We start from the raw sequence: 23661 nt of genomic DNA, 5'->3' as shown, positions 1-23661 counted from the left end.
ACAAAATAAAAGCTAATTGGACTGTGATTAGCGCCAAAAACTCGGGTAATGGACCCCAAAGCCAGCTGCCAGCTCACGAAGCACCTTTAGGGACAGCCCGACCACGGTGTGTGAATCACCCTCGATTCGATCGATAAATGCTCCCCCCAAGCCATCGATTGTGAAGGCACCGGCGACTTTCAACGGCTCACCCGTTGCGACGTAGTCGCGAATTTCTTGGTCCGAGAGCTTTGAGAAAAACACCTTTGTTGAGCTGACCATTGAGGCTCCAACCGGATTGTTTGGGAAGCGGTTATCAACCAGATAGTGCCCGCTGTGTAGGACACCTTGATTACCGCTCAGGTTTTGCCACCTCTTTATTGCAATCTCAGGCTCGTGGGGTTTTCCAAGGATTTCTCCCTGTAACTCAAGAGCCGAGTCGCCGCCTAAAACCAGTGCCCCGTGAGTGGAGCTATTGGAAAGCACCGATTCGGCCTTTGCTTTTGCGAGCAAACTAACCAGCTGTTCGGCTTTCAGGTCAGGGTTTTCTTGTTTTGCGGCTTGAGTGAGCGCTTCCTCGTCAGCGTCTGGAAGCACAATCTCGGGATCTATCCCCGAGGAGCGCAATAGAGCGAGTCTTGCGGGGGAAGAAGAAGCCAATACTAATCGGGTCACCTGCCAAGACTACTTTGTAGCTGTGGAACACTTGTGAAATGACAAAAACTGAAAACTGGCTAAATTCCGAAATTGAACTGGACATCGAGAAGGTGGCCCACGGCGGAATCTTCGTTGCCAGGCACCAGGGCCGGGTGGTTTTTGTTTCCCACACCGCTACCGGTGAAAAAGTCCGAGCCAAAGTTTTTGAAGATAAGGGCGGCTCATTTTGTCGAGCCGAGACCATCGAAGTTCTCGATCCTTCCGGATCGCGCGTTCCACATATCTGGAAAGAAGCCGACAGGTTAGGAGCCGGAGGCGCGGAGTTTGGACACCTGAAACTCGAGTACCAACGAAAGTTAAAAACCGAGGTGCTCACCGAGTCACTCTCCCGGATGGGCGGTATCGAGCGCGAGGTTCTAGTTATGCCAGTGCCAGGAGATGAGCTTATAAACGGCCTCGGGTATAGAACCAGAATTCAACTGCACGTTTCGAGCGAAGGTGTAGCCGGCCCATACCGGGAAAGAACCCACGAGGTGGTTCCGGTGAAGTCTTTACCTCTAGCCAACACTGAAATTAACGAATTGGGTATTCATCTAAAGAATTGGCAGGACGTTAAGCGCATCGAAATTTCCACCGCCTCAACCGGAGGGGTTCAGTGGTTTATCGACAAAAAAGTTAAGGGCGATAAAAAGCTGGTCGAGCGTGCAATGGGTAGATCTTTCCGCATTTCCAGCGGAGGATTCTGGCAAGTGCACCGCGGTGCCGCTGAACTGTTAGCCCAAGAGGTAGTTCAGATGTCGGAAGGGCTAGACCCGGCCGCAAACAACCTTGATCTCTACGGGGGAGTCGGACTATTTTCTGGAGCGCTCGCAACCAAGTATGGAAAAGCTCTGAACATCACAACCGTGGAATCCTCCAAGGTAGCAACTGCCGATGCCACAGCAAACCTTGTGGATCTTGGCAAGCACCGAGCGGTGTCTGCACCCGTCGAAGGATTCTTAAAGGCCCAAATCAAGCAGAGTCTTGAGCTCACCGGTGCCACTGTGGTTTTAGATCCACCCCGCGCCGGCGCCGGCAAATCCGTAATCGATCAGCTCTTGTTTTTGCGTCCAGCCAAAATCATTTACGTTGCCTGTGACCCGGTGTCGCTTTCTAGAGACCTAAAGTTTCTGATTGCGGGTGGCTACCAGCTTGAGCAAATGAAGGCTTTTGATCTATTTCCGCACACCCACCACTTTGAAACTATTGCGAGCTTGGTGTTGTAATTTCCTCACATTGGCGAGTGAAAAAAGGATGGGGAAATTAAGAGGCCCGGGTTATTTTCAATCCCGGGCCTTCCCCCAAGCTAACTTGAGGCACCCTCCCCTGTAGGGTCCAGCCAGCCAGCTTGCTAAAAAGATTAGCGGGAGTTGGTGGTTCTGGGGTTATTTATTTTCTTAGAGGCCCTGTTTGTAGGTAGATCCCCACTGGCCGTTTCCAGTGACTAGCCCGGTTCTTAGGATCTGCTCGTTCTTGGCCCAGGTTGAGCGCTGTGGCAGAGCTGCACTTGACTGCTGCTTGCTCACTTCTTGCAGCACAGCAATAACCGCAGCCAACTCCTTGGCTGTTGGGCTTCCCGAAACCACCTGAACTGATTCGGTAAATTCTTTTTCGTCTGGGGTGTTCATTAGAGCGGTATGTTCCCGTGCTTTTTAGGAGGGTTGTTGGCACGCTTGGTGCGAAGGGCACGGAGGGCCTTGATCACAGAAACTCTTGTGAGGGCTGGCTCGATGATGCCATCTAGCTCACCGCGCTCAGCGGCCAGGAACGGGGAGGCAACGTTGTAGGTGTATTCGGCAGCCAGCTGGGCTCTAACCTCGGCAATGTTTTTACCAGCGGCCTCAGCTTCCTTGATTTTGTCGCGGAACAATATGTTCACAGCCCCCTGACCACCCATCACCGCAATCTCGGCGCTTGGCCAGGCAAGGTTGATGTCTGCTCCAAGCTGCTTGGAACCCATGACGATATAAGCCCCTCCGTAGGCCTTTCTTGTGATGACGGTCACAAGTGGCACGGTGGCCTCGGCATATGCGTAGAGAAGCTTCGCTCCCCTTCTAATGACTCCGGCCCATTCCTGATCGGTGCCCGGCAGATAACCCGGAACATCCACCAGGGTAAGAATCGGAATCGAAAATGCATCGCAGAACCTCACAAAGCGAGCCGCTTTTTCACCGGCATCAATGTTTAGTGTGCCAGCCATCTGTGATGGCTGGTTGGCAATCACTCCAACGCTTCGGCCATCGATTCTGGCAAAGCCAATCAAAATGTTGGGGGCGAAAAGCGGCTGCACCTCTAGAAAGTGCCCATCGTCAACCAGATGCTCAATAACGGTATGCATGTCGTAGGGCTGGTTTGGTGAATCTGGAATCAGTGTGTTTAGTTTTCGGTCTGCCTCGGTGACTTCAAGTTCCGAGCTTGAGTCGTAGACCACCGATTCCGAGAGATTGTTCTCAGGCAAGAACCCAAGCAGGGTCCTCGCATAGTCCAGAGCATCTTCCTCGTCGCTTGCCAGATAGTGGGCGACCCCAGAGGTCTGGTTATGAGCCAGGGCTCCACCCAGTTCTTCCATTCCGACGTCTTCGCCTGTGACGGTCTTGATTACGTCTGGACCGGTGACAAACATGTTTGAGGTTTTATCAACCATGATTACAAAATCCGTTAGGGCCGGAGAGTAAACAGCCCCACCAGCGGCAGGCCCCATGATTATGGAGATTTGAGGTATTACCCCAGAGGCCATTGTGTTGCGTCTAAAGATTTCGCCGTATTTTCCAAGCGCAACTACACCTTCTTGGATACGGGCACCTCCGGAGTCCAAGATTCCAACCAGGGGGACACCGGTAGAAATTGCAAGATCCATAATCTTGATGATCTTGTTTCCAGCTGCCTCACCGAGCGAGCCTCCAAAGATAGTGAAGTCCTGGGAGAACAGAGCTATCTGTCTACCGTGAATGGTTCCAAAGCCCGTGACAACCGAGTCACCGTAGGGACGGTTAGCTTCAAGGCCGAAGGCGGTCGAGCGGTGACGAACGAACTCGTCGATTTCAACGAAGGATCCTGGATCCAGAAGTAGCTCGATGCGCTCGCGGGCTGTCTTCTTACCCTTGGCATGCTGCTTCTTGATCGCAGCGTCGCCACTTGCATGAACTGCCTGGTGGTAGCGGTCCCGAAGGTCCTCGATCTTGCCGGCCGTGGTTGAAAGGTCGGTTTCGGGCTTTTCAGTCAAGATCTCTCCATTTATTCATTGGCGCCATCGGACCAACTTTAGCGAACGCCTACCCCGATGCTATTGCAGGTTGTTACACAGCATTCGGGGATTTTGCTAAGAAAACCTACAAAATACCCTTGGCTTAGGCTTGAGTCATGGAATACCTCTTATCTAGGCAGGCGGCCAACGGTTTCGACTATCTAGAGCAAACTGGCTCCACCAACCGGGATTTGCTTGAGCGTGCTGGCTCCTGCGAGCAGTTTCACGTTCTGGCGACAAATTTTCAATCGGCTGGCCGAGGTCGCATGGATCGGCGCTGGGAAGCCGGACCTGGCTCTTCTGTAATGGCTTCTATATTGCTTCGACCAAGGTTTTTGAAACCTGAGGGCATTGGTTGGCTCTCGCTGCTAGCCGCGCTCGCAATCAATCAAGCGGTGGCAAGCTTTGGGCTTTCGCCAAAGGTCAAGTGGCCAAACGACGTCCTTGTTGTGGGCAAAAAAATCAGTGGCATTTTGGCCGAGGCCTCGACGGATCTTTCGACCGTGGTGCTCGGATTTGGCATCAACGTCTCTCAAGGTGAATCAGATCTTCCCGTTGAAACCGCTACCTCTTTATCTCTTGCGACGGGCAGGGAAGTAGATCGCGATGAGCTGTTGGCTAAAGTAATTCAAAACATCATCTTTCTCTACAACCAACTAGCTGTAGCCGAGGGTGATGCCGAGGCAAGCGGTTTAAGGCAGGCACTTCTTCGAGCCTCTGCGACAGTGGGTCAGCAGGTCGCGGTTGAGTTTCCAGACAACACCAAATTGTTTGGCCTCGCAAAGGATATCGACCCAGGTGGACGGTTGGTTGTCGAAACATCCAGCGAGACACTCAGCGTTTCGGCAGGCGATGTGCTTCATCTTCGAAGTACTTAGCGGGAGGATAAACAGGTGAGAAATTCCTCTGAGATTTCAGTTCTTCGGCTAAAGCCAAAAGCCAGCAGGCTTTTGCTTCCAACTATTTCACTAGCACTAGTGAGCTTTGCACTGGCATTTGTTGCTGATCAGTTCTCACGGGCAGATTACGAAATTGCCTTGATCGCGGGAGCCGGAGTTGTCATATTGTTTTGGGCTTTTCCGATGCTCAGTTATTTGGGCGGCTATCTTAGGCTCACCGACCAGAGGATCATCTATCGCTCGGGTTTCTTGGGATTAAGGAAAGAGCAGCTGCCGCTAGCCGAGTTATCTTCGCTGGAAATACAAAAATCTGGTGGGCTAGGCGGCCAGGAAATCTCAATCCTGTCAGTCGATGGCAGTGAGTTAGTTATTCGCGGATATGCTAAAGCTAAGTACTTGGCCGCCGAAATAGAGGCACTTGCCAAGGCAACCGTCTAAGAAAAGGTCATTTCGTTGGTGAATCGGGTTGGGGTAATAGGCGGCGGACAGCTCGCCCGAATGCTGACCGTTCCAGCCATCAACTTAGGGATTGAGCTCAAGGTTCTATCCGAATCCGAAAACTCTTCCGCATCTTTAGCAACCACCACAGTTGGTGACTACACCGACCTCCAAACAGTTTTAGATTTTGCCGAGGGTGTGGATGTGGTCACGTTCGATCACGAGCACGTTCCGCTTCACATTCTGGAAGCTTTGGAGAGCAAAGGTAAATCGGTCCAGCCCCCTTCGAAGGCCCTCGCCCACGCACAAAACAAATTGGTGATGCGAAAAGCCCTAGAGAAAATCGGAGCCCCGAACCCGAAATGGCGAGCAGTGTCTTCAAAGGAACAACTCGATGAGTTCATCTTAGAGTTTGGGCCCGAGGTAATAGTAAAAACGCCAATCGGTGGCTACGACGGTAAGGGTGTTCGAGTAGTTGCAAGCTCAAGCGAGGTCTCGGATTGGTTAGAACCTAAAAGTCTGTCGGCTCTCGGCGGAGAATTATTGGCCGAAGAAAAAGTTTTGTTCCAAAGAGAGCTTGCCCAACTTTCTGCTAGAAGCCCGAGCGGCGAATTTAGGGCCTGGCCGGTAGTTGAGACCAGACAAAAAAACGGTGTCTGTTCAGAAGTTTTAGCACCGGCTCCAAATGTCTCAAAAGAAGTCCTAGAGCACTCCATTAAAATCGCCGAGCTGATTTCAGACTCGTTGGGAGTCACTGGAAACCTCGCGGTTGAAATGTTTGAAACTAAAGATGGCAGGCTGCTCGTGAACGAGCTGGCTATGCGACCTCACAACTCAGGTCACTTCAGCATCGAGGGATCAACCACCTCACAGTTTGAGCAGCACCTTCGAGCCGTGTTGAATTTACCGCTTGGTGATACCTCTATGGAGCAAATGGCCGTGATGGTAAACCTACTCGGGATATCAAATGACCAGGATTTCGCGGACAACTTCGAGCAAACGATGAAGGCTTTTCCGGAGGCTAAGATTCACGCCTACGGCAAGTCTCCAAGGATTGGGCGGAAGCTCGGCCACATTACGGTTGTGGGAAAGTCTCTGGATTCGGCCCTAGCTACCGCTAATCAGGCCCGCTCGGCTGTTTTGGGACTCCACTAAACCCGATTCCTCAGTAAAATTGGGGCGTATCTTCGATTCAACCCGACGGGAGTCAATAATGGCCAATCCATTGGTCGGCGTTGTCATGGGTTCAGACTCTGACTGGTCCGTCATGTCGGATGCCGCACAGGCCCTAAAGGAATTTGGGATTGAGTACGAGGTCGAGGTTTTATCGGCCCACCGCACCCCCGAAAAAATGATCGAGTGGGGCAAAGCCGCCGCCGGTCGCGGGGTGAAGGTAGTAATTGCCGGCGCCGGAGGCGCCGCCCACCTTCCAGGCATGCTCGCTTCTGTCACAACCCTTCCGGTCATCGGAGTTCCGGTGCCTCTAAGCAAATTAGACGGCATGGATTCCTTACTTTCTATTGTTCAGATGCCGGCCGGCATTCCGGTTGCGACAGTCTCAATTGGCGGGGCAAAAAACGCCGGCATTCTGGCAGCTCGGATTCTCGGAACCTCGGATCAAGCGCTAGAGAACAGATTAGTCGAGTATGGCAAATCACTTTCGGCTTTAGTTGCTGAAAAAAATGCCCAACTCAAAGCAGAAATTTCTAGAGGCGGAAAATGAATTTAGCTGACTATGCGCTCAAGCATGGTCTGAAGCAAGTAGGTGTTCGCCCAAAATTCCTTGAATACATGGGACAGGTTTGGGACAGGCGAGATTTTGCTTTCATGATGTCGCTCTACGCTTCGGAATCTCAGAATGCTAGAACCAGACTTGGTCGCTGGTGGTTGGTTTTACTTCCATCCCTTCAAGCTTTGGCCTACGGCCTGGTTTTTGGATTGATTCTCGGTGACCTGCGTCCGGCCAACTTCATTCCTTTTCTAATTACTGGAGTTTTTCTCTTCTCTTTTTTGTCCGGTTCTTTTTCCGCCGGAGCAAAGTCGATAAATCGAAACATTGGATTGCTCAGAACCCTAAGCTTTCCCAGAATTTTGCTTCCACTTTCAGCAGTGATTCGTGAGTTCATCAACTTTTTACCCCAGCTAGCTCTTTTGCCACTGGTCATGGTGCTGTTTGGACAGGACATCACCTGGGATTGGTTATATCTGATTCCAATTGCCTTTTTGATGTTTTTATTCAGCACTGGACTTGCGATGATTTCAGCTCGACTTACGGTTCAGGTCAAAGACCTTGGAAAGCTCGTACCTTTTATTACCCGTCTGATGTTTTATTCCAGCGGAATTTTCTTTGAAATCGAGAGAATCTTTGCTGGCTACCCCGAGATACTAGCCATTGCCATGCTGAACCCGGTGTATGACTTTATTAGCCTGGCACGCGGGGCACTCGTCAACGGCATGGAGATGACTCCTTTTCTTTGGGTTGTTTCATCGATTTGGTCTCTCGGCATTTTCGTTTTCGGTGTCTTCTACTTCTGGAAAGCAGAGGCTAGATATGGACGGGATTAGATTTACCGAACATAAGCCCGTGGTGGTTGCAGACGACGTGCACGTCATCTATAGAGTCTTTGGAACCGGAAAGAAAGCGCGCAAGTCAAAGGGAAAGATAGCTAAGAAATCTCGCATGCGCGAGGTGCACGCCGTGAAGGGGGTTTCCTTTGTGGTGCATGAAGGCGAGACCATCGGAATCGTCGGATCCAACGGATCAGGCAAGTCCTCTCTAATGCGAGCGATTGCGGGGCTTTATCCGTCGACCAGGGGAGCTGTCTTCGCCTACGGCAAGCCAACCATGCTCGGGGTTGGCGCAGCTCTTCTACCAAACCTGAGCGGTGAGAAAAACATAATTCTTGGCGGTCTGGCAATGGGTTTTGACAAGAAGGAAATCCAAAAGTCGACCAGTTCAATAATTGAGTTCTCGGGGCTAAAAGATTTTATTGATCTCCCGATGCGAACCTATTCGCAGGGTATGTCGGCAAGACTTCGGTTTGCCATCGCGGCTTCAAAAAAGCACGACATCTTGATTATTGACGAAGCTCTCGCAGTGGGAGACCGAAAGTTTAGGCTCAAGGCTGAAGAGAAGATTCGCAAAATGAGAGAAGATGCCGGAACAGTTTTTCTAGTGAGTCACAACATGAAATCAATCCAGGACACCTGTAACAGAGTTCTCTGGATTGAAAAGGGTGAGCTGGTTATGGACGGCGAACCCAAGGAAGTTTGTGCCGCATTCATTGCGACTATGGAAAAGGGCGACGACGAGTAGATGGCGAACTCGTTGCCTTCCGTGACTGTGATCATGCCGGTTAGAAACGAGCAGCATCACCTTCCAAAAGCCGTCGAGAGTGTCCTGGCCCAAGATTACCCGGGACAGCTAGAAATCATTTTGGCAATCGGCCCATCGGTTGATGAGACCCAGTTTGTTGCCAACGAACTTGCAAAAAAATACAGCAACGTCAAACTAATTGAGAACCCCCAGGGGCTAACAACCGTCGGTTTGAATCTTGGAATCTCTATGTCCTTGGGGGAAATCATCATTCGCGTCGACGCTCACAGCGAGCTAACTGAAAACTATATCGTCCGAGGGGTAGAGATCCTTCGTGAAACTGGATCGGTGTTGGTTGGTGGAATCATGAACGCCACGGGTAAGTCCCCGCTTCAAAAGGCGGTGGCCTTTGCCTACGGGTCAAGATTTGGACTTGGCGGCGGGAGGTATCACGTAGGTGGTAAGGCGGGGGAGGCCGAGTCGGCATATCTTGGAATTTTTGATTCTGCGGCGCTAAAAGAAGTTTCGGGCTACGACGAAAAAATAATCCGAGGTGAGGACTGGGATCTAGCCCAAAGGCTAAAGGCCCAAGGTGGCAAGGTTTGGTTTAGTCCAGAGCTCGTTGTGAACTACTGGCCAAGGTCGAACATAAAAGCCTTGGGCTGGCAGTTTTACTCCACCGGAATCTGGCGCGGAGAGCTCACCAGAAGATCTCCAACAAATGCGTCGGTTAGATACTTCATTCCCCCAATTGCCCTCATGGTGATGACTATTCTTTTGCTGCTAGCCGCATTTGGAGCGGTGGATTCAATCTTTTTGATTATTCCGATTGCGCTTTATTTGTTGATGCTGAGCTTTGCCGCCGGAACCGCGAAGCTACTTGGAGTAAGTGATCGACTTATGATTTTTCTCGCCTTGCCTGTCATGCATGCGACGTGGGCAATAGGTTTTTGGGTTGGAATAATTGTAGGCGCAAGAAAAACAGTTGATGCCGGGGATAAGAAGTGAAATATTCACCGAGCAGAATTCTAGGCGCTCTTCGAAGACGAGCTTTTGATTGGTTTCGAGGGGCAGTTTATAGAAGCTTCTCGAAGCGGCCGTTGACAGAAAGTATTTTGTTCGAATCTTTTCAGGGAAAAATTATCGGGGATAACCCGTTTGCGATTTTCACCGAGGTGCAGTCTCGGGACTTGGGTTCGGAGCTTTTCTTCACCGTGAATTCGACAACCCGTGCACCTGATGGAGCTAGGGCTATAAAGCACGGATCAATTGAGTGGCTTCGCTGCCTTGCCACCTCGAAGGTTTTGATAAACAACACAAATTTTCCCGGCTACTTTAGAAAGCGCCCGGGGCAAAAATACATTCAGACATGGCACGGCACTCCACTGAAGCGTCTCGGCCGAGACATCGTCGATGTTGTTCCAACCGGAAGCTACCTCAAGATGATGGACCGCGAGGCATCCTTTTGGGATTACCTTGTTTCGCCAAGTCAATACTGCACCGAAATTTTTCGAGGTACTTTTGGATACTCGGGGAAGATTATCGAAACCGGCTACCCGAGAAACGATATCTTGATTAACCAATCCAGCGATCGGAATCAGATCAGAGCCTCACTTGGAATTATTGATTCCAATCAGCTTGTCGTGCTTTACGCCCCTACCTGGCGAGATTCAAAGAGAACCGCCACTGGAAACTGGAAACCGGTCAATTTCTTGAGCGATGATTTGGGTGATTCAGTGACAGTACTGTTTCGCGGCCACACCAATACTCACCGGGCACACAGTGAGCGGGTCTCCAAATCAGCCGTTGATGTCACCGATTACAAGAACGTTGCTGAGCTTTATTTGGCGGCCGATGTTTTGGTAACCGATTACTCATCTTCAATGTTTGATTTCAGCGTGAGCGGCAAACCGATGATCTTCCTTTGTCCCGATATCGAGGACTACTCCTCAAAGCGAGGTTTTTATTTTGATTTTGAGCAGTTGGCTCCGGGGCCAATTCTTCGAGATGGGTCCAAGCTGGGTGAAGCCTTAGAGAACATTGAGAGTTTGAAGACCGAGTATTCGGAGCGTTATCTGGCTTGGCAACAGAAATTTAATTCTCTGGAAGATGGCCTGAGTTCAAAAAGGGTTGTCGATCAAACGCTGTAGAGCGTTTCACAGCCTATTTTCAGAACATTAAACCTAGACTTTAGAGTGTCTAGGAGTTTTACATGAAGCGCGCCCTTTTATTACTCACAACTTCGGTTGCAGTTGCAACCCTGGCTGGCTGCGCTCTTTTCTATCCAAACATTGGAAGTAACGAAACTCCTAGCGATCCACTTAACCCGACGCCGACCGTATCCGAAACACCGATTGCACCAGTTGAATCTGAGAGCCCGACTCCAGTTGCAAAGGAACTTGCTAAGCCGAGGCTCGTGTTTTACGACATCGTCGATACCAACATCCAAATTGTCGGCGAAGTTATGAACTTTGCCGAAAACGGCGGCGAGTGCATTATTACTTTCTACTCTGACAACACCGCCGTGGTTATGGAACGTGTACCAGCTGAGGCGAATGTTTCTACAACACAGTGCTTTCCATTGACCGTGGGGCTGTCCAGATTACCAAGTGGCCCAGTTGACGTGGTCGTATCTTATGAATCTGCCCGCTACGAAGGTCAGTCCGAAATAACCGAGGTGATTATCCCCTAATGCTTAAAGCCATTGGAAAGTTCTGGTCTGCCGTTTTGGTTATGAGCCTGTCTGTAGTTGGCGTGGTTGCAATCCCTGCTGAACAGGAGCCCGCCGAGGCGCTCAACGGCTCGATGTTCAACCCAGGGCTGATCATCAGCGACAGCGTTTTCTATGACTTTGGAACCATGACCGTAGCTGACATTCAACGTTTTCTGGACGGCAGACTTTCGGCTTGCAGGGCAGCTGCCGATCGGCCGGGTTGTTTGAAGGACTATCGCCTAAGCCACCCGGGTGCGACCGGTTCCCCCGGTAGGTGTGAATCACTTCCTGCAAAGAACAATATCTCGGCTGCTGAACTGATATACGACGTGGCCCGCGCCTGCGGAATCAACCCGAGAGTGATCTTGGTCAAGCTTCAGAAGGAACAGGGGCTTATTACTTCAACCGACCCAAGCCCGAGAGCGTATGACTTTGCTCTTGGAATGGACTGCCCCGATACTCCGAGTGGCTGCAGCGCAGCATCAGCAGGTTTTTTCTGGCAGCTTTACAAAGGTGCCGGACAACTTAACTATTACAGCAACCCGGCGGGGCCTTTCACTTGGCTCAAGGTGGGCTCCACGGTGAGTATTTTGTATCAGGCGGGAAGGCCCGAGTGTGGGCGTCAGCAGTTCGTTTTGCAGAACAAGGCAACCGCTGCGCTTTACTACTACACGCCTTACGTTCCTAACCAGGCTGCTCTGACTAACCTCTACGGTCTTGGTGACCGCTGCAGTGCTTATGGAAACCGTAATTTCTGGCGTTTTTTCTCTGACTGGTTTGGATCACCAATCGGTGGTGGCTTCCTACTCAAAGCAGCTAAGGGAGACACTTTCCTTATCGTTGACGAGGTCAAGTACCGCGTGCCGGACGAAGAGCTGCTTGCCTCTCTGGCACCGCTCGGTCCAATCGGTGAAATTTCTCGTGACTACTTGGATAGCTTCACCACGGTTGGAGATATCACTCCGCTGGTGAAAAACGGCAACAACGACAACTACTTCTTTGTTGATGAGGGCAAGCGTGTCCGCTTCGAAAGCTGTGAACAGGTTGCAAACTTCGGTTTGAACTGTGGCTCTGCGGTCAGCCTAACCGGGCCACAACTCACCGCCCTGGCTCCCGGTGGCGATGTGACAAGCGTCGTAGTAGGCGCCAGCAACGAGAAGTATCTGGTTCAAGCTGGAACCCTACGCGAAATCTTGAACGATGCATCGGCGGCTGAAGCCAGCGTTCCCTTCATCGGAACACCAACAATCAGAAGAGCTGCTGTCAACTACCTTCCGGTTGGCAAGCCAATTGCCTCCAATGGGTCCCTAATTGCAAACCGTGAAACCGGAGAGCTTGGAATTATTGCCCAGGAGAGTTTCTTCCCAATCGATAAGAACACTGCAACAGATGTGAACTTCGGAGTTTGGTTCCAGTCCACGGGATCCACTCTCAGCAGCCAGAGCATCGAGGCTCTCACTCAAGGTTCTGTGATTCAATCGATTGTGGCTGATGCTTCCGGACAGCAGTACCTGATGACGCCAACCGGAAAGCGCCTAATTGAAGACACCGCAACTTGGATTGAATCTCCCTCCGTGCTCCCCGACTCGGTTCTTGCTTTGATTCCAACAGCAACCGAGAAGCTGGTCACCCCTGCGGTAGTTCGGTCAACAACCAACGCCACTTTGTTCCTGGTGAACGACGGCCAGCTAAGGCCAATTGAGAAATCTGACCGCAAGGCAGTAAAGGCTAGTTTGCCGGATCCAACAGTTCACCGAATTTCGCCATCTGCAATCACTCAGATGCAAAAAGGCATCCAGGTAATTCCTCCCGGCGCTCTTGTTAGATTGCCGAACAACAGATTGTTCCTAGTTGATGGTCTAGACCGGGCATACAGAATTCCAAGCACCACGCAGGCGCAGGCTTTAGGTCTTGGAGCATCTCGGAGCGTCACCAAGAAAGCGCTTTCGCCCTATAAGCGCTCTGGAAAACTTGCTGGAGTGAGAGTGACCTGTAATGCCGAGCCTCACATAGTTGTTTCCGGAAAGCTTGTTCGAGTAAGCACCGAAACATTCGCCGAGTATCCAACCAAATCCAGAGCCTTGGACGCAGGTACCTGTGCTGCGCTCAAGGTCAACAACGCAGCCGGTTCAAGATTTATTCAGACCCCCGACAAAAAGTTTTTCCTGGTTGAGGATGGTAAGAAGCGACCAATCAAAAATAAGAAACAGTACAACGCCCTTCGCGATGGCGGACCAAAGTTTGTAGCTGTCGACAACACATTTGCTTCACGCCTAAAAACTGGAGAACCGGTTCAAACCGGAACCGCTGCGGTTCGTGATGAGGTTAGTGCAGCTCCCGTTGTTGCGCCAGCTCCAGTAAGGACCACTCCAACCCCGACTCCAACGCCGACCAGAACTCCTGCGGTAGCCACCACACCAGCTCCCGCTCCGGCTACCTCTTCGGCAACCAGCTACACAATCAAGTCGGGGGATACATTGAGCGGAATTGCCGCACGGTTTGGAACAACCACGAGAAAACTAATGAATCTAAACAACATCACCGATGCGAACCGGATTCGCATCGGACAGGTGCTTAGGCTTCCAGGGGCACCCTCTGAGCCTTCGGAGCCAGAACCCGCACCTGCTCCAAGTGCCCGAACCTACACAATCAAATCGGGCGATTCTTTAAGCGGGATTGCTGCGAGGTTTGGAACAACCACCAGAAAACTCATGAATCTCAACGACATTGCTAACGCAGACCGGATTCGCATCGGCGACGTGCTCAAACTTCCCTAAGCTTGGAAGCATGTCTAAACAGGTAATCATCCTGGCTGCCGGGATGGGAACAAGGCTTGCCCGTCCGCTTCCTAAGCCTCTAACTGAGCTTCGCGATGGCCGCTCCATCATGAAGCAGCAAATGGATAATTTAGCTCTCGCTTTCGGCGACCAGTTCCGAGCCATGATTGTGGTCGGGTACAAGCTCGAGTCAATAATCGAGCGCTTCCCAGAAGCCACCTTTGTTTATAACGAGCTATACGACCAGACCAACACCTCCAAGTCGCTACTGAAGGCGCTTCGCGCCTCCAACGACGGTGGGGCGCTTTGGCTCAACGGAGACGTAGTTTTTGATCCCGAGGTATTGAACCGAGTACTTCCACTCATTGAAGCCGATAGGTCATTTGTTGTTGTGAACACCTCAAAAGTGAGTGAAGAAGAAGTGAAGTACACCCTCTCATCCGATGGCTTCATTCATCAGCTCTCGAAACAGGTCGAAGGCGGACTCGGCGAAGCTGTTGGCATCAATTTCGTTTCGGGCTCTGATAAGAAAGCTCTGATTGAACGACTCGCCGAGGTGGATGATCAGGACTACTTCGAGCGCGGCATTGAGCTGGGTATCGAATCCGATGGCCTATCGTTTGAGGCCGTTGATATCAGTGATCTTTATGCCGTTGAGGTTGATTTTGCCGAGGACCTCGAGCGAGCCAACCAGCACTTCAAGAACTAGGAATTAGCGTGCTCGTTCGGCTACATGGAGAAGCAAAAAACTACCCCTGGGGATCAACAAACCTGATTCAAGATCACTTTGGTGTTGGAGAACATGGGGCACCGTTAGCGGAAGTTTGGTTTGGCACCCACCCCGCCGGTGAATCTAGAGAAACACAATCAAATAAAAAACTCTCCGAACTCATCGAGGGCAGGCTCTCTTTTCTGGCCAAGTTTCTAGCTGCTGGCTCCCCGCTTTCAATTCAGGTTCACCCCAACTCTGAGCAGGCCAAAGAAGGCTTTGCCAGGGAGCAGGCCCTGGGACTTGATCTTTTCGACCCGAAAAGAAACTATCGGGATGAATCAAATAAGCCCGAGATTCTCATTGCCCTCTCGCCTTTTTCTGCGCTCTGTGGCTTTAGACCAAGGGCAGAACTTGAGGATATCTTTCTAGCGTTTTCCGAGAGCGAAGATCGCTTCGGGGAGCTGACTGCGAAGCTTGCAACCGGCGCACACCTAGAAGAAATCTTCAGCGAATTGCTACTGGATCTTGAGCTGCCCGCAAGATTTGGTGCAACGGTTGGCAAAGCCGATTTGCTCGGCGATGAGTCCTCACTGGTACTTCAAGCAAGAGATCTAGCTCTTGAGCTACTGGATAAGCACCCCGCCGATTCAGGTGCAATGGTCGCTCTGATGCTAAACCGCGTTGAACTTTCTCCCGGAGAGGCAATTTTCTTGCCAGCTGGAAACCTGCACGCCTATCTTTCCGGTCTTGCGCTAGAGGTTATGGGTGCAAGCGATAACGTCATCCGCGGAGGGCTAACCCAAAAGCATATCGACCAGGTTGAGATAAGAAAAATTACCGATTTTTCCGAGCTTCTAGAACCGCTAGTAAGGCCACAAAAACTGGCTGAGGGATTTTTTGAGTATCCAGTAAATGCGGATGAGTTTAAGGTTTACCGGGCTGAGCTAACGGGATCAAACCTTTTGGCAGATCTTGATTTACCGGCCGGAGCAATTGTTGTCTGCACAGCTGGAGAGGTGGCGGTAAGCACGAGCCTCGAAGAGCGCGAGGTGCTACAAAAAGCTGACGTTGTTTACGTTTCTGGAGCTAAGAAATTTAGCTTGAGTGGCAGTGGAACTGCGTTTGTAGTTGTCGGGGCAGCCTAATTCTTTAGGGCGTGCCAGGCACTTTCTACTATCTCGGGAAGACCGTTCTCAGATTTCCACTTCATGACCTGATTGATTCTTGCAACGTCAGCAATCAGCCTCGGGGGATCCCCAGCTCTTCTCGGTGCAATTTCAAATTCAAATTCGGTCCCGGTTGTTTTTTTGATTTGTTCCATAACCTCAAGAACACTTGATCCGATTCCGGTTCCCACGTTGAACACATCGTGCGGCCTTGAGTCCTGGTCCAGATAACTGAGTGCGGCAACGTGCGCCTTGGCTAGGTCCATAACGTGAACGTAGTCACGGATGCAGCTTCCATCTGGAGTTTCATAGTCGTTTCCAAAAACTTTTGGAGTGGTGCCTGCTTCAAGCGCGGCAAAGACAATCGGTATCAGGTTTAGCTTTTGGGTGTCTGCAAGGTCCGGCCAGCCCGCTCCAGCGACATTGAAGTAGCGAAGACTCACTTGCGAAAGACCCCACGCGGTTTGAGCATTTCTTGCCATCCATTCACCGATGAGCTTGGTCTGCCCGTAGGGATTGATCGGCTCGGGCCGCTCACTTTCAGAAACCAAGTCCACATCGGGAACTCCGTAGCTTGCAGCGCTCGAAGAAAAGACCAACTTTTTGACCCCGGTGTTTTTCATCGCCGTGAGCAAATTGGCCTGACCGCCCAGGTTTTTCAAGAAATATTCCTCGGGCTTTTCCACAGACTCCCCGACCTGTTTCAAAGCCGCCAGGTGCACTACCGCGGTGACCTTGTGGGTAATCATTATCTGCTCAAGGACTGCCGTAGTGCCCGGGTCAGACAGCTCTAGATTGGCGGTTGGAAGCCCCAAAACCCTTGAATCTAAGCCTGTTGAGTAGTTATCCACCACCACGACTTCGGCACCTGATTGGCTAATAATCCGAGCAACGTGGGACCCGATATAGCCGGCTCCGCCGGTGACTAGAACACTCATAGGGCAAGGATACTGGCGTATTTACTTGAGTTTGGACCCTCTGGGGCTGTGTAAATCAACTTGACAAGAGGGGAATAACACGGGTGTAATTACACGAGTGCAATTTTTGCCAGTTCTTCGTGGGGGATGGCAACCAAGTGAACGGAAACAGCATCAAATGGAAAATCGCGGACAGGTGCCAGAGAACTGGTTTATCGATCCAATCCTTCTAGGCGTTGCGGGGGCATACTCAGACTTCGAAGAAGATCCACTTGCTTGGCAGGCGGATGCACTTTGTGCACAGACTGACCCAGAAGCCTTCTTCCCAGAAAAGGGCGGCTCAACGCGAGACGCTAAGAGAATTTGTACCGGTTGCGATGTCAAGGCTCAGTGCCTTGAGTACGCACTTGCAAACGACGAGCGTTTTGGAATCTGGGGCGGCCTTTCTGAAAGAGAAAGACGCAAACTTAAAAAACGTGCTTAGTGCATCCAGGTTTTAGGAAAGCACGACCATGACAGTGAAAGTATCTGCCGTAGTTGTTTGTCACGACCAGCCGGTACCACTGGCCAGAGTATTAGACCAACTTGCAAAGCAGAGCGTTTCCCCCTCACGGATTTTAATAGTCGATACTTCCAAAACAGAAGCAATTCCTTCAGGCTCATTCGAGTCACTAAAACTTTCTCCCAAAACTAATTTTGCCCAAGCCATTGAAGCGGCAGTCAAACATCTTGCAACGGATGGCTATCTTTGGATTTTGCACGACGATAGTGCACCAGAGTTAGATGCTCTTGAAAAACTACTAACCGAAGTAGAACTCAGTCCTTCGTTGGCACTCGTTGGAACCAAGCAGGTCGACTGGGATAATTCAAAGCTCATAAAGCAAATGGGACTAACCCTAACCAGAGGCGGAAAGCTGTTCAGTCGTGTCCGCGGCGAGTTTGATCAGGGTCAACATGATCACCTCGAGGATGTACTAGCGGTTGGAACCGCCGGAGTCCTAATCAATCTCGAAAAGTACAAAGAACTCGGCGGTTTCGACAAGAAGGCCCCACCTCTTGCCTCGGACGTCGATTTCTCTATTCGCGCAAGGCTAAGCGGTGGCCGAGTGGCGGTAGCCCCTGATGCCAAGGTTTCGCACCAGATGCTCTCCATGAACGGCGAGCGGCCGCTTAGCTGGCTCGGGGGAACTCCGGGCCACGCCATTCGATTGGCCGAGTTCCATCTAGCCCTTAGTCACGCGAGTTTCTTTGGCTTTTTGGCTGGCTGGCTAATACTTATTCCCTTCGCCATAGTGAATGCCTTCGTACTTCTTATAAGAAAGCGCGCTCGTGATGTTCCAGCTGAGCTAAGTGCAGCGTTGGCTGCATTTTTTGGAATTGGCCAGATTCTCCACTCTCGATCAATAATACGAAGGACTACCTCGGCAAAGCTTCGCAGCCTTTCGGGACTTCGGGCAACCAGGCAGGAGGTCAAAAGTTCAAACCAGCGGGCCAAGGATCAGGAAATCTCGAGGCAGTTACTGGAAGCTCACGACCGGGGAGATAACGAAGAGCTGGCGGTGGTTGCCAACTCGGGTCTTTTTGCTTCCGGTGCCATTTGGTTTGCGCTTGCACTTGTTGCGCTGAATGTTGCTTGGATACCAACCAACTTTGCAATAACCGGTCAAGGCGTCATTCCGCTCTCTGCTAACTGGCTAGAAATTTTTAGTCAGGCCGGCTCATCTTCCCAGAATCTCGGCCTCGGCTTTGAAGGAGCCGCGGACCCCTTTGTTTGGGTCCTCACGCTCATTGGCGCACCGCTGTTTTTCCAACCTTCCTTGGCAGTGACGGTTCTTTTGTTTCTGTCAACCGCAATTGCTTTCGTGGGAGTCTTTAGGCTCTCGGCTCTGGTGAGCTTGAGCAATCCAATCCGAATCACCGCAGGCCTTACCTTTGCTCTGTGGCCGGCGCTGACGCTATCAATTACCGAAACCAGATTTTCTCAGATTTTGGCAATTTCGCTGTTGCCCTGGCTTGCACACTCAATTGCCAAGATCGCAGGCCTTGGAAACAAGAATCCCGGCGAATTTATATCTCGTTGGACTGAAGTCGGAATCTCCGGTTTGTTACTAGCCCTTATCGCCGCAAGCTCGCCAGCTCTTGGGATTACCCTGGTCGGCTTGATTTTGGTTCTTGGATTATCGAGACCTCGAAAGTTACTCGCACTTATCTTCACAACCTTCCTCACAGTGCTGTGGTTTTTACCCCTTGTGCTAGAGCGCCTGACTCCCGATCTTTTTCTCACCTGGTTCCTAGACCCCGGGGTCCCTCAGGCGAGCGTCTTGGAGCCGAACTGGAAACTGCCGTTTTTAGGGTTTGGGTTTGACTCTTTGGCCTTTGGACTATTTATTACTGTGCCGGTCATCGCCCTGGCTCTGGTTGCGCTTCTCACTCCAAAGCTTTTGGCCAACCTGCAGTTGTGGTTTGTTGCAGCCAGCGCCCTAGTGCTTGCGTATTTAGCCTCCGGTGTGAGCTTCAACTTCGGTGAGCTTGTCACTTTGGGAATAGACACAAAGGGCCTCCTTGCCCTGTTTGGTTTGGCCCTTATTTTGGCGGTCGCTCAGTTGGCCGCTGCCAGCTCTGGCCTGAGGCTGATCTCGGTTTCAACCGTCGCGGTCCTGGGGCTTGCTCCTGCGGCCTTTGCGATGGCCGTGAATCCTCCGAGTGTGTTGTATTCCGATGGCAGAAGCGTGCCATCGATCATTCAGGCGGATTATGACGCAGGTGTTTTGGTTAGGACCCTTCGTTTGGAATCCCTTGGGCAAGAGATCTCGGTTGAGGTCTTTGAGGGGCCGGGCATAAAGCTGGATTCACTTTCCACTTCTTACCAAATCTCAAACTCAGGACTTTCTTTAGACAACCCCGAGTATCAGGAACTTGGGCAATTGGTTGCGAACCTGGTTTCTGCAAATGGTGCCGATGTTTTGACCTCACTGGAAAAATTTGGCATTGGCTACGTCTTGGTTTTTCCGAAGGAACGCGATGTTCAGCTGGCTCTTGATTCCACAAGGGGGCTGGAGTCAATCGGTGAGACCGATTTTGGCCAGCTGTGGAAAGTCGAATCTGTGATCGGCGAACAAAGAGTTCCAAGTTTTGAATTCTCAGTCTCCAAGGGCCTAAGCCTCGGTGGATTTTTGCTCTACCTACTGCTGGCACTTCCCACCAGCTCGATTAGAAAACGAAATGGCAAGACAAGTGAGATTTTCGTGGACGCTGAGGAGAACAACTAGTGATTATTAGGGTGGTTGTTTTTCTATCGGTTGGAGCACTACTTGCGGTGGGGGCCGTATTTTCACCGGCAGTTTCCTCGAGTGTTGACTTTGAGTCGGTGAGCGGAAGCTACTCTGTGAAACCGGCAGATCTAAATCTTGTTTGCCCTGGACCTGTTTTTAGAACCGGCGGTGAAAGCGGAACTGCTATCGGTCAAGTAAATCGGTTGGGTGAGGCAACGGCTTTGCTAACCGCGGAGGGAAGTGGGCTAATTGAGCTCTCCCCGATTTCGGAATCGGGAGTAAGCAGTTTCCAGATTGGGTCATCCAGAATCTTTGAATCAAGGCAAATTCGCGATGCCACCTCGCTAACTAACCTAAACGCCGGGCAAGAACAAGCGCAGGGCTCTGTATTCTTGACCGGATCGACGAACCAGTTGGTTGCCACCGATGCGATGCGGGGTTTAGCTGCGGCTTCCTGCCAGCAGCCAAGCCATGATTTTTATATTGTCGGAGGCTCCACCGCAGCAGGCCGTGAGGCACTGCTTGTTCTTTCAAACCCCTCACCAATCGACGCCACCGCAGATCTAAAGATCTACACCGACCTAGGCGAGATCAGCGTTGCGGGCCTTGCTGGAATCTCAGTGCCGGCTAGGAGCACGACCGTTTTGTCACTTGCGAGTTTTGCTCCAACAGTTCCAACCCTCGCGGTGGAAGTTTCGTCACAGGGCGCCAAGCTAGCCGGTTGGATTCAGCAGCGGGCAATTCGAGGAACCGCAGCTCAGGGCGTCGATTGGATTAGCCCCAACCCGGCACCTTCTGAACTTTCTGTTATTCCAGGTCTGGTCATCCGCGGCACCGGAGCCATTCGGCGGGTTGCTGAAACTGAGGAGAACTCAGATGTCGGTCATGCACTTCGGGTGTTTGCCCCCGAGGGAGCAAACGTCACGATTCAGATTATTTCTTCCGAGCTGGATGTCTTTGGCGCGGTGTTCACCGGCATTGTTGAACCCGGCACCGTTCAGGATTTTCCAATCGATGAGTTGCTAAACGGCGACTACTCGGTGTTTGTATCGGCCGACAAGCCGATCTACTCGGGTCTTCGAGTTGCCCGGGGTAATCCGCGGGAGGTTCCAAGGGTTGACTTCGCCTGGCTCGCACCCGCCGATGAGATAATCTCCGATCGCGCGCTCACCATTCCATCTGAAGGAGAGACCATTTTAGTTTTGGCAAACGCCGGCCCTGAAGCTTCTTCGGCAAGGGTGCAAAACCTAGCTACCGGTGAAACCTCAACCGTTTCGGTTCCGGCTCTTGGAACAGCCACTTTGCAGTTGACCGGCCCATCGAAAATTTTCCAGGCCAGTGAAATTTATGCAGCGGCGGTTATTTTGGTTGAGGGACAGATTTCTGACCTAGCGGTAGAGGATCCCAAAAACTTAGGGTCTGAAGTTATGGTTCGGTTCCGCTAGCGGTTGTAATACTCCGGAACTAAATCCCAAGGATCTACATCCAGTAGTTCTGCGATTGCCTCAAATACCTGCTCTTCAACTTTCAGGCGTTCTTCAATCTCACCCTGCCTAGAGTGGGTGCCGAAGCGTTCGGTAGGAATTCGGTAAATGACAATTATTTTGGCTTCGTCATCCACGCGCCATTTCGGAACCTCTGTGGAGCTTGTGTTGATAGAAGGAGCATCAACAACCCGCCAGCTAACATCGGCTAATTCTTCAACCCAGATAGCTTTTAGGTACTCAAACGCGGTTTCAACGTATTGCTCAAAACCGTGCGATCTGGTTTGACCAAACTTGAAAAGTTTAGACAGGATTGGCCTTCTAATTCCTCGGTCGTGCCTGTCTCGGTAGCCATTACGAGGTCGAGGGGTTTTTGCCATGGGCCCATTGTATTCTTGGGGACGTGAGCTCACTCCAGAAAATATTCAAGATGTATGACATCCGTGGCCTGACTGGGGTCGAAATGACAACCGAAAATGTCAGAGCTGTCGGCGCTGCCTTCGTCGATGAACTGGAGCTTGCCGGCAAGTCGGTTGTGGTGGGCCATGACATGAGAGATTCCTCGCCCGGGTTCGTCGGGGCATTTATCGATGGCGCTACCTCCAGGGGAGCAGACGCTATCAACATAGGTCTTTGCTCAACAGACGAGTGCTACTTTGCCTCCGGACATCTGAATGCAGCCTCGGCGATGTTTACCGCGAGCCACAACCCGTCAAGCTATAACGGCATCAAGCTTTCAAGAGCTGGAGCCAGGGGCATCTCGATGGACACCGGACTTGCCAAGATTCTCGAGCGCGCTGAGAAATTTCTCGAGTCGGGAATCGAAGAGGTGGCCGAGGTTGGTTTCTCGAGCGAGCACGACACTCTGGTTGAATACGCCAGCTATCTTCGAAAACTTGTTGATCTTTCGAAGATTAGACCACTGAAGATTGTGATCGATGCCGCCAACGGCATGGGGGGTCTGACCGCACCAGCTGTACTTGGGACGGCAGCGAAGCTCGATGCTCTGCCAATTGAAATCATTGAGCTGTATTTTAAACTCGACGGATCATTTCCAAACCACGAGGCGAATCCGCTAGATCCTAAGAACCTGGTTGATTTGCAGCGGGCCGTCTTGGAACACGGGGCCGATGCCGGCCTGGCCTTTGACGGAGACGCCGACAGGTGTTTCGTAATCGACGAAAAAGGTCATTCGATTACCCCTTCGGCGGTAGCGGCAATTGTTTCACTGAGTGAAATTGCCAGAGCAAAAGCAAGGGGAGAAGAAAATATCACCGTTCTTCACAATTTGTTGACTTCAAGAGCCGTCCCGGAATTTATTGAAGCAGCTGGAGCAACTCCGGTCAGGACCCGGGTTGGTCACTCCCTGATCAAGGACAACATGGCTGCGACCGGAGCAATTTTTGGTGGCGAGCACTCCGCCCACTACTACTTCAAAGACTTCTTTGGAGCCGATAACGGAATGCTGGCTGCGATGAACGTGCTTTTTGAACTGGGTTCACAAGAGAAGCCTCTGTCTGAGTTCGCAGCCAGATTCAGTCCTTACTTTGCAAGCGGAGAGATCAACTCGACTGTCATCGATGCTAAAGCGAAAATTGAGCTGATTAGGGCCGAATTCAAGGGTTTTGAGGTTGATGAGCTAGATGGGATAACGCTGAGCTCTTTGGCTGGCCAAAGCCCCTGGTGGTGGCTCAACGTCCGAAGCTCAAATACCGAGCCGCTACTTAGGCTAAACGTCGAATCCAACGATCTGGAAACCACAAACTCGCTTACCCAAAGGGTTCTGGGGATCATCCATAACTAGGAATTCGGGGGATAATAGTGGGATGCTGAAACCAAAAACCTCCGTTGAATTCAAAGTTGCCGACCTGTCCCTAGCCGAGGCTGGAAGACACCAGATTCGCCTGGCCGAGAACGAAATGCCAGGGCTCATGGCACTTCGAGCCGAGTTTGCCGCTAGCCAACCCCTAAAGGGTGCTCGCATCGCAGGCTCACTTCACATGACCGTGCAGACCGCTGTGTTGATTGAGACGCTGGCTGCACTGGGC

23 protein-coding genes are annotated in these 23661 nt (G+C 51.4%); 18 read left to right on the top strand and 5 right to left on the bottom strand.

Translation table 11 applies throughout. The features are described from left to right. Positions 1–27 precede the first annotated feature (27 nt). The gene (locus WAO31_RS04630; protein ID WP_509590816.1) at positions 28–654 is read right to left on the bottom strand and encodes a Maf family protein; all 627 of its coding nucleotides are present in this window, start codon (positions 652–654) and stop codon (positions 28–30) included. A 38-nt stretch (positions 655–692) separates the two neighbouring features. Between WAO31_RS04630 and WAO31_RS04625 the strand changes: the two genes are divergently transcribed. Further along, a complete protein-coding gene (locus tag WAO31_RS04625; RefSeq protein ID WP_509590813.1) occupies positions 693–1901 on the top strand; it encodes a class I SAM-dependent RNA methyltransferase in 1209 nt (402 codons plus the stop codon). A gap of 171 nt (positions 1902–2072) precedes the next feature. Here the strand turns inward: WAO31_RS04625 and WAO31_RS04620 are convergent, their stop codons facing one another. Both WAO31_RS04620 and WAO31_RS04615 read right to left on the bottom strand, forming a co-directional pair. Further along, the gene (locus WAO31_RS04620) at positions 2073–2303 is read right to left on the bottom strand and encodes an acyl-CoA carboxylase subunit epsilon (RefSeq protein ID WP_509590810.1); all 231 of its coding nucleotides are present in this window, start codon (positions 2301–2303) and stop codon (positions 2073–2075) included. Further along, the gene (locus tag WAO31_RS04615) at positions 2303–3898 is read right to left on the bottom strand and encodes an acyl-CoA carboxylase subunit beta (RefSeq protein ID WP_509590807.1); all 1596 of its coding nucleotides are present in this window, start codon (positions 3896–3898) and stop codon (positions 2303–2305) included. The genes WAO31_RS04620 and WAO31_RS04615 overlap by 1 nt, the downstream gene beginning before the upstream one ends. 137 nt (positions 3899–4035) lie before the next feature. On the opposite strand from WAO31_RS04615, the gene WAO31_RS04610 reads away from it, so the two are divergent. The 12 genes from WAO31_RS04610 to manA all read left to right on the top strand — a co-directional run bounded on the left by WAO31_RS04610 (position 4036) and on the right by manA (position 15919). After that, complete coding sequence (locus WAO31_RS04610; protein ID WP_509590804.1) at positions 4036–4797, top strand: biotin--[acetyl-CoA-carboxylase] ligase; 762 nt, start codon at positions 4036–4038, stop codon at positions 4795–4797. A gap of 15 nt (positions 4798–4812) precedes the next feature. Continuing rightward, positions 4813–5256, top strand: a complete 444-nt coding sequence (locus WAO31_RS04605; RefSeq protein ID WP_509590802.1) for a PH domain-containing protein — start codon at positions 4813–4815, stop codon at positions 5254–5256. Positions 5257–5271: 15 nt separating this feature from the next. Beyond that, entirely contained in the window at positions 5272–6411 is a 1140-nt protein-coding gene (locus WAO31_RS04600) for a 5-(carboxyamino)imidazole ribonucleotide synthase (protein WP_509590799.1), read from the top strand. Between the two features lie 58 nt (positions 6412–6469). Further along, positions 6470–6979 carry a 5-(carboxyamino)imidazole ribonucleotide mutase gene (gene purE / locus WAO31_RS04595; protein ID WP_509590796.1) on the top strand — a complete coding sequence of 170 codons (510 nt, stop codon included), beginning with the start codon at positions 6470–6472 and terminating at the stop codon, positions 6977–6979. Further along, a complete protein-coding gene (locus tag WAO31_RS04590) occupies positions 6976–7821 on the top strand; it encodes an ABC transporter permease (RefSeq protein WP_509590793.1) in 846 nt (281 codons plus the stop codon). Before purE ends, WAO31_RS04590 begins: the two co-directional genes overlap by 4 nt. Next, the gene (locus WAO31_RS04585) at positions 7808–8572 is read left to right on the top strand and encodes an ABC transporter ATP-binding protein (RefSeq protein WP_509590790.1); all 765 of its coding nucleotides are present in this window, start codon (positions 7808–7810) and stop codon (positions 8570–8572) included. Before WAO31_RS04590 ends, WAO31_RS04585 begins: the two co-directional genes overlap by 14 nt. Beyond that, entirely contained in the window at positions 8573–9580 is a 1008-nt protein-coding gene (locus WAO31_RS04580; protein ID WP_509590787.1) for a glycosyltransferase family 2 protein, read from the top strand. It begins immediately after the preceding gene. Between the two features lie 92 nt (positions 9581–9672). After that, positions 9673–10722: a CDP-glycerol glycerophosphotransferase family protein gene (locus tag WAO31_RS04575; RefSeq protein ID WP_509590784.1), complete on the top strand. Its 1050-nt coding sequence runs from the start codon at positions 9673–9675 to the stop codon at positions 10720–10722. Between the two features lie 62 nt (positions 10723–10784). Next, positions 10785–11264 (top strand): hypothetical protein, encoded by a 480-nt coding sequence (locus WAO31_RS04570; protein ID WP_509590781.1) that lies wholly within the window; start codon positions 10785–10787, stop codon positions 11262–11264. Further along, entirely contained in the window at positions 11264–14062 is a 2799-nt protein-coding gene (locus WAO31_RS04565) for a LysM peptidoglycan-binding domain-containing protein (protein WP_509590778.1), read from the top strand. Before WAO31_RS04570 ends, WAO31_RS04565 begins: the two co-directional genes overlap by 1 nt. A 10-nt stretch (positions 14063–14072) precedes the next feature. After that, complete coding sequence (locus WAO31_RS04560; RefSeq protein ID WP_509590776.1) at positions 14073–14771, top strand: phosphocholine cytidylyltransferase family protein; 699 nt, start codon at positions 14073–14075, stop codon at positions 14769–14771. 8 nt (positions 14772–14779) lie between these two features. After that, on the top strand, positions 14780–15919 hold the full coding sequence (gene manA, locus WAO31_RS04555) for a mannose-6-phosphate isomerase, class I (protein WP_509590773.1): 1140 nt from the start codon (positions 14780–14782) through the stop codon (positions 15917–15919). Here the strand turns inward: manA and galE are convergent. Beyond that, positions 15916–16878 (bottom strand): UDP-glucose 4-epimerase GalE, encoded by a 963-nt coding sequence (galE, locus tag WAO31_RS04550; protein WP_509590770.1) that lies wholly within the window; start codon positions 16876–16878, stop codon positions 15916–15918. The two genes, manA and galE, sit on opposite strands and share 4 nt — an antisense overlap. A 157-nt stretch (positions 16879–17035) precedes the next feature. On the opposite strand from galE, the gene WAO31_RS04545 reads away from it, so the two are divergent. From WAO31_RS04545 to WAO31_RS04535, 3 genes are read left to right on the top strand one after another with little or no spacing between them, the layout of a single operon-like run. Next, positions 17036–17341, top strand: coding sequence for a WhiB family transcriptional regulator (locus WAO31_RS04545; RefSeq protein WP_509590767.1), 306 nt, complete (start codon positions 17036–17038; stop codon positions 17339–17341). Positions 17342–17369: 28 nt separating this feature from the next. Next, positions 17370–20126, top strand: coding sequence for a glycosyltransferase family 2 protein (locus WAO31_RS04540; protein ID WP_509590765.1), 2757 nt, complete (start codon positions 17370–17372; stop codon positions 20124–20126). Then, a complete protein-coding gene (locus tag WAO31_RS04535) occupies positions 20126–21574 on the top strand; it encodes a DUF5719 family protein (protein ID WP_509590763.1) in 1449 nt (482 codons plus the stop codon). Before WAO31_RS04540 ends, WAO31_RS04535 begins: the two co-directional genes overlap by 1 nt. Here WAO31_RS04535 and WAO31_RS04530 read toward each other — a convergent pair. Beyond that, a complete protein-coding gene (locus tag WAO31_RS04530; RefSeq protein WP_509590761.1) occupies positions 21571–21993 on the bottom strand; it encodes a hypothetical protein in 423 nt (140 codons plus the stop codon). The two genes, WAO31_RS04535 and WAO31_RS04530, sit on opposite strands and share 4 nt — an antisense overlap. 23 nt (positions 21994–22016) lie before the next feature. On the opposite strand from WAO31_RS04530, the gene WAO31_RS04525 reads away from it, so the two are divergent. After that, the gene (locus WAO31_RS04525) at positions 22017–23417 is read left to right on the top strand and encodes a phosphomannomutase/phosphoglucomutase (protein ID WP_509590759.1); all 1401 of its coding nucleotides are present in this window, start codon (positions 22017–22019) and stop codon (positions 23415–23417) included. A gap of 22 nt (positions 23418–23439) precedes the next feature. Beyond that, positions 23440–23661, top strand: a 222-nt coding sequence (locus WAO31_RS04520) for an adenosylhomocysteinase (RefSeq protein WP_509590757.1), incomplete at its 3' end; no start/stop codon positions are given.

It is taken from the genome of Rhodoluna sp. (genome assembly GCF_049276775.1).
Lineage (GTDB): Bacteria > Actinomycetota > Actinomycetes > Actinomycetales > Microbacteriaceae > Rhodoluna.
The sequence above is the reverse complement of the archived record's forward strand: the minus strand, read 5'-3'. Positions and strand labels throughout refer to the sequence as shown.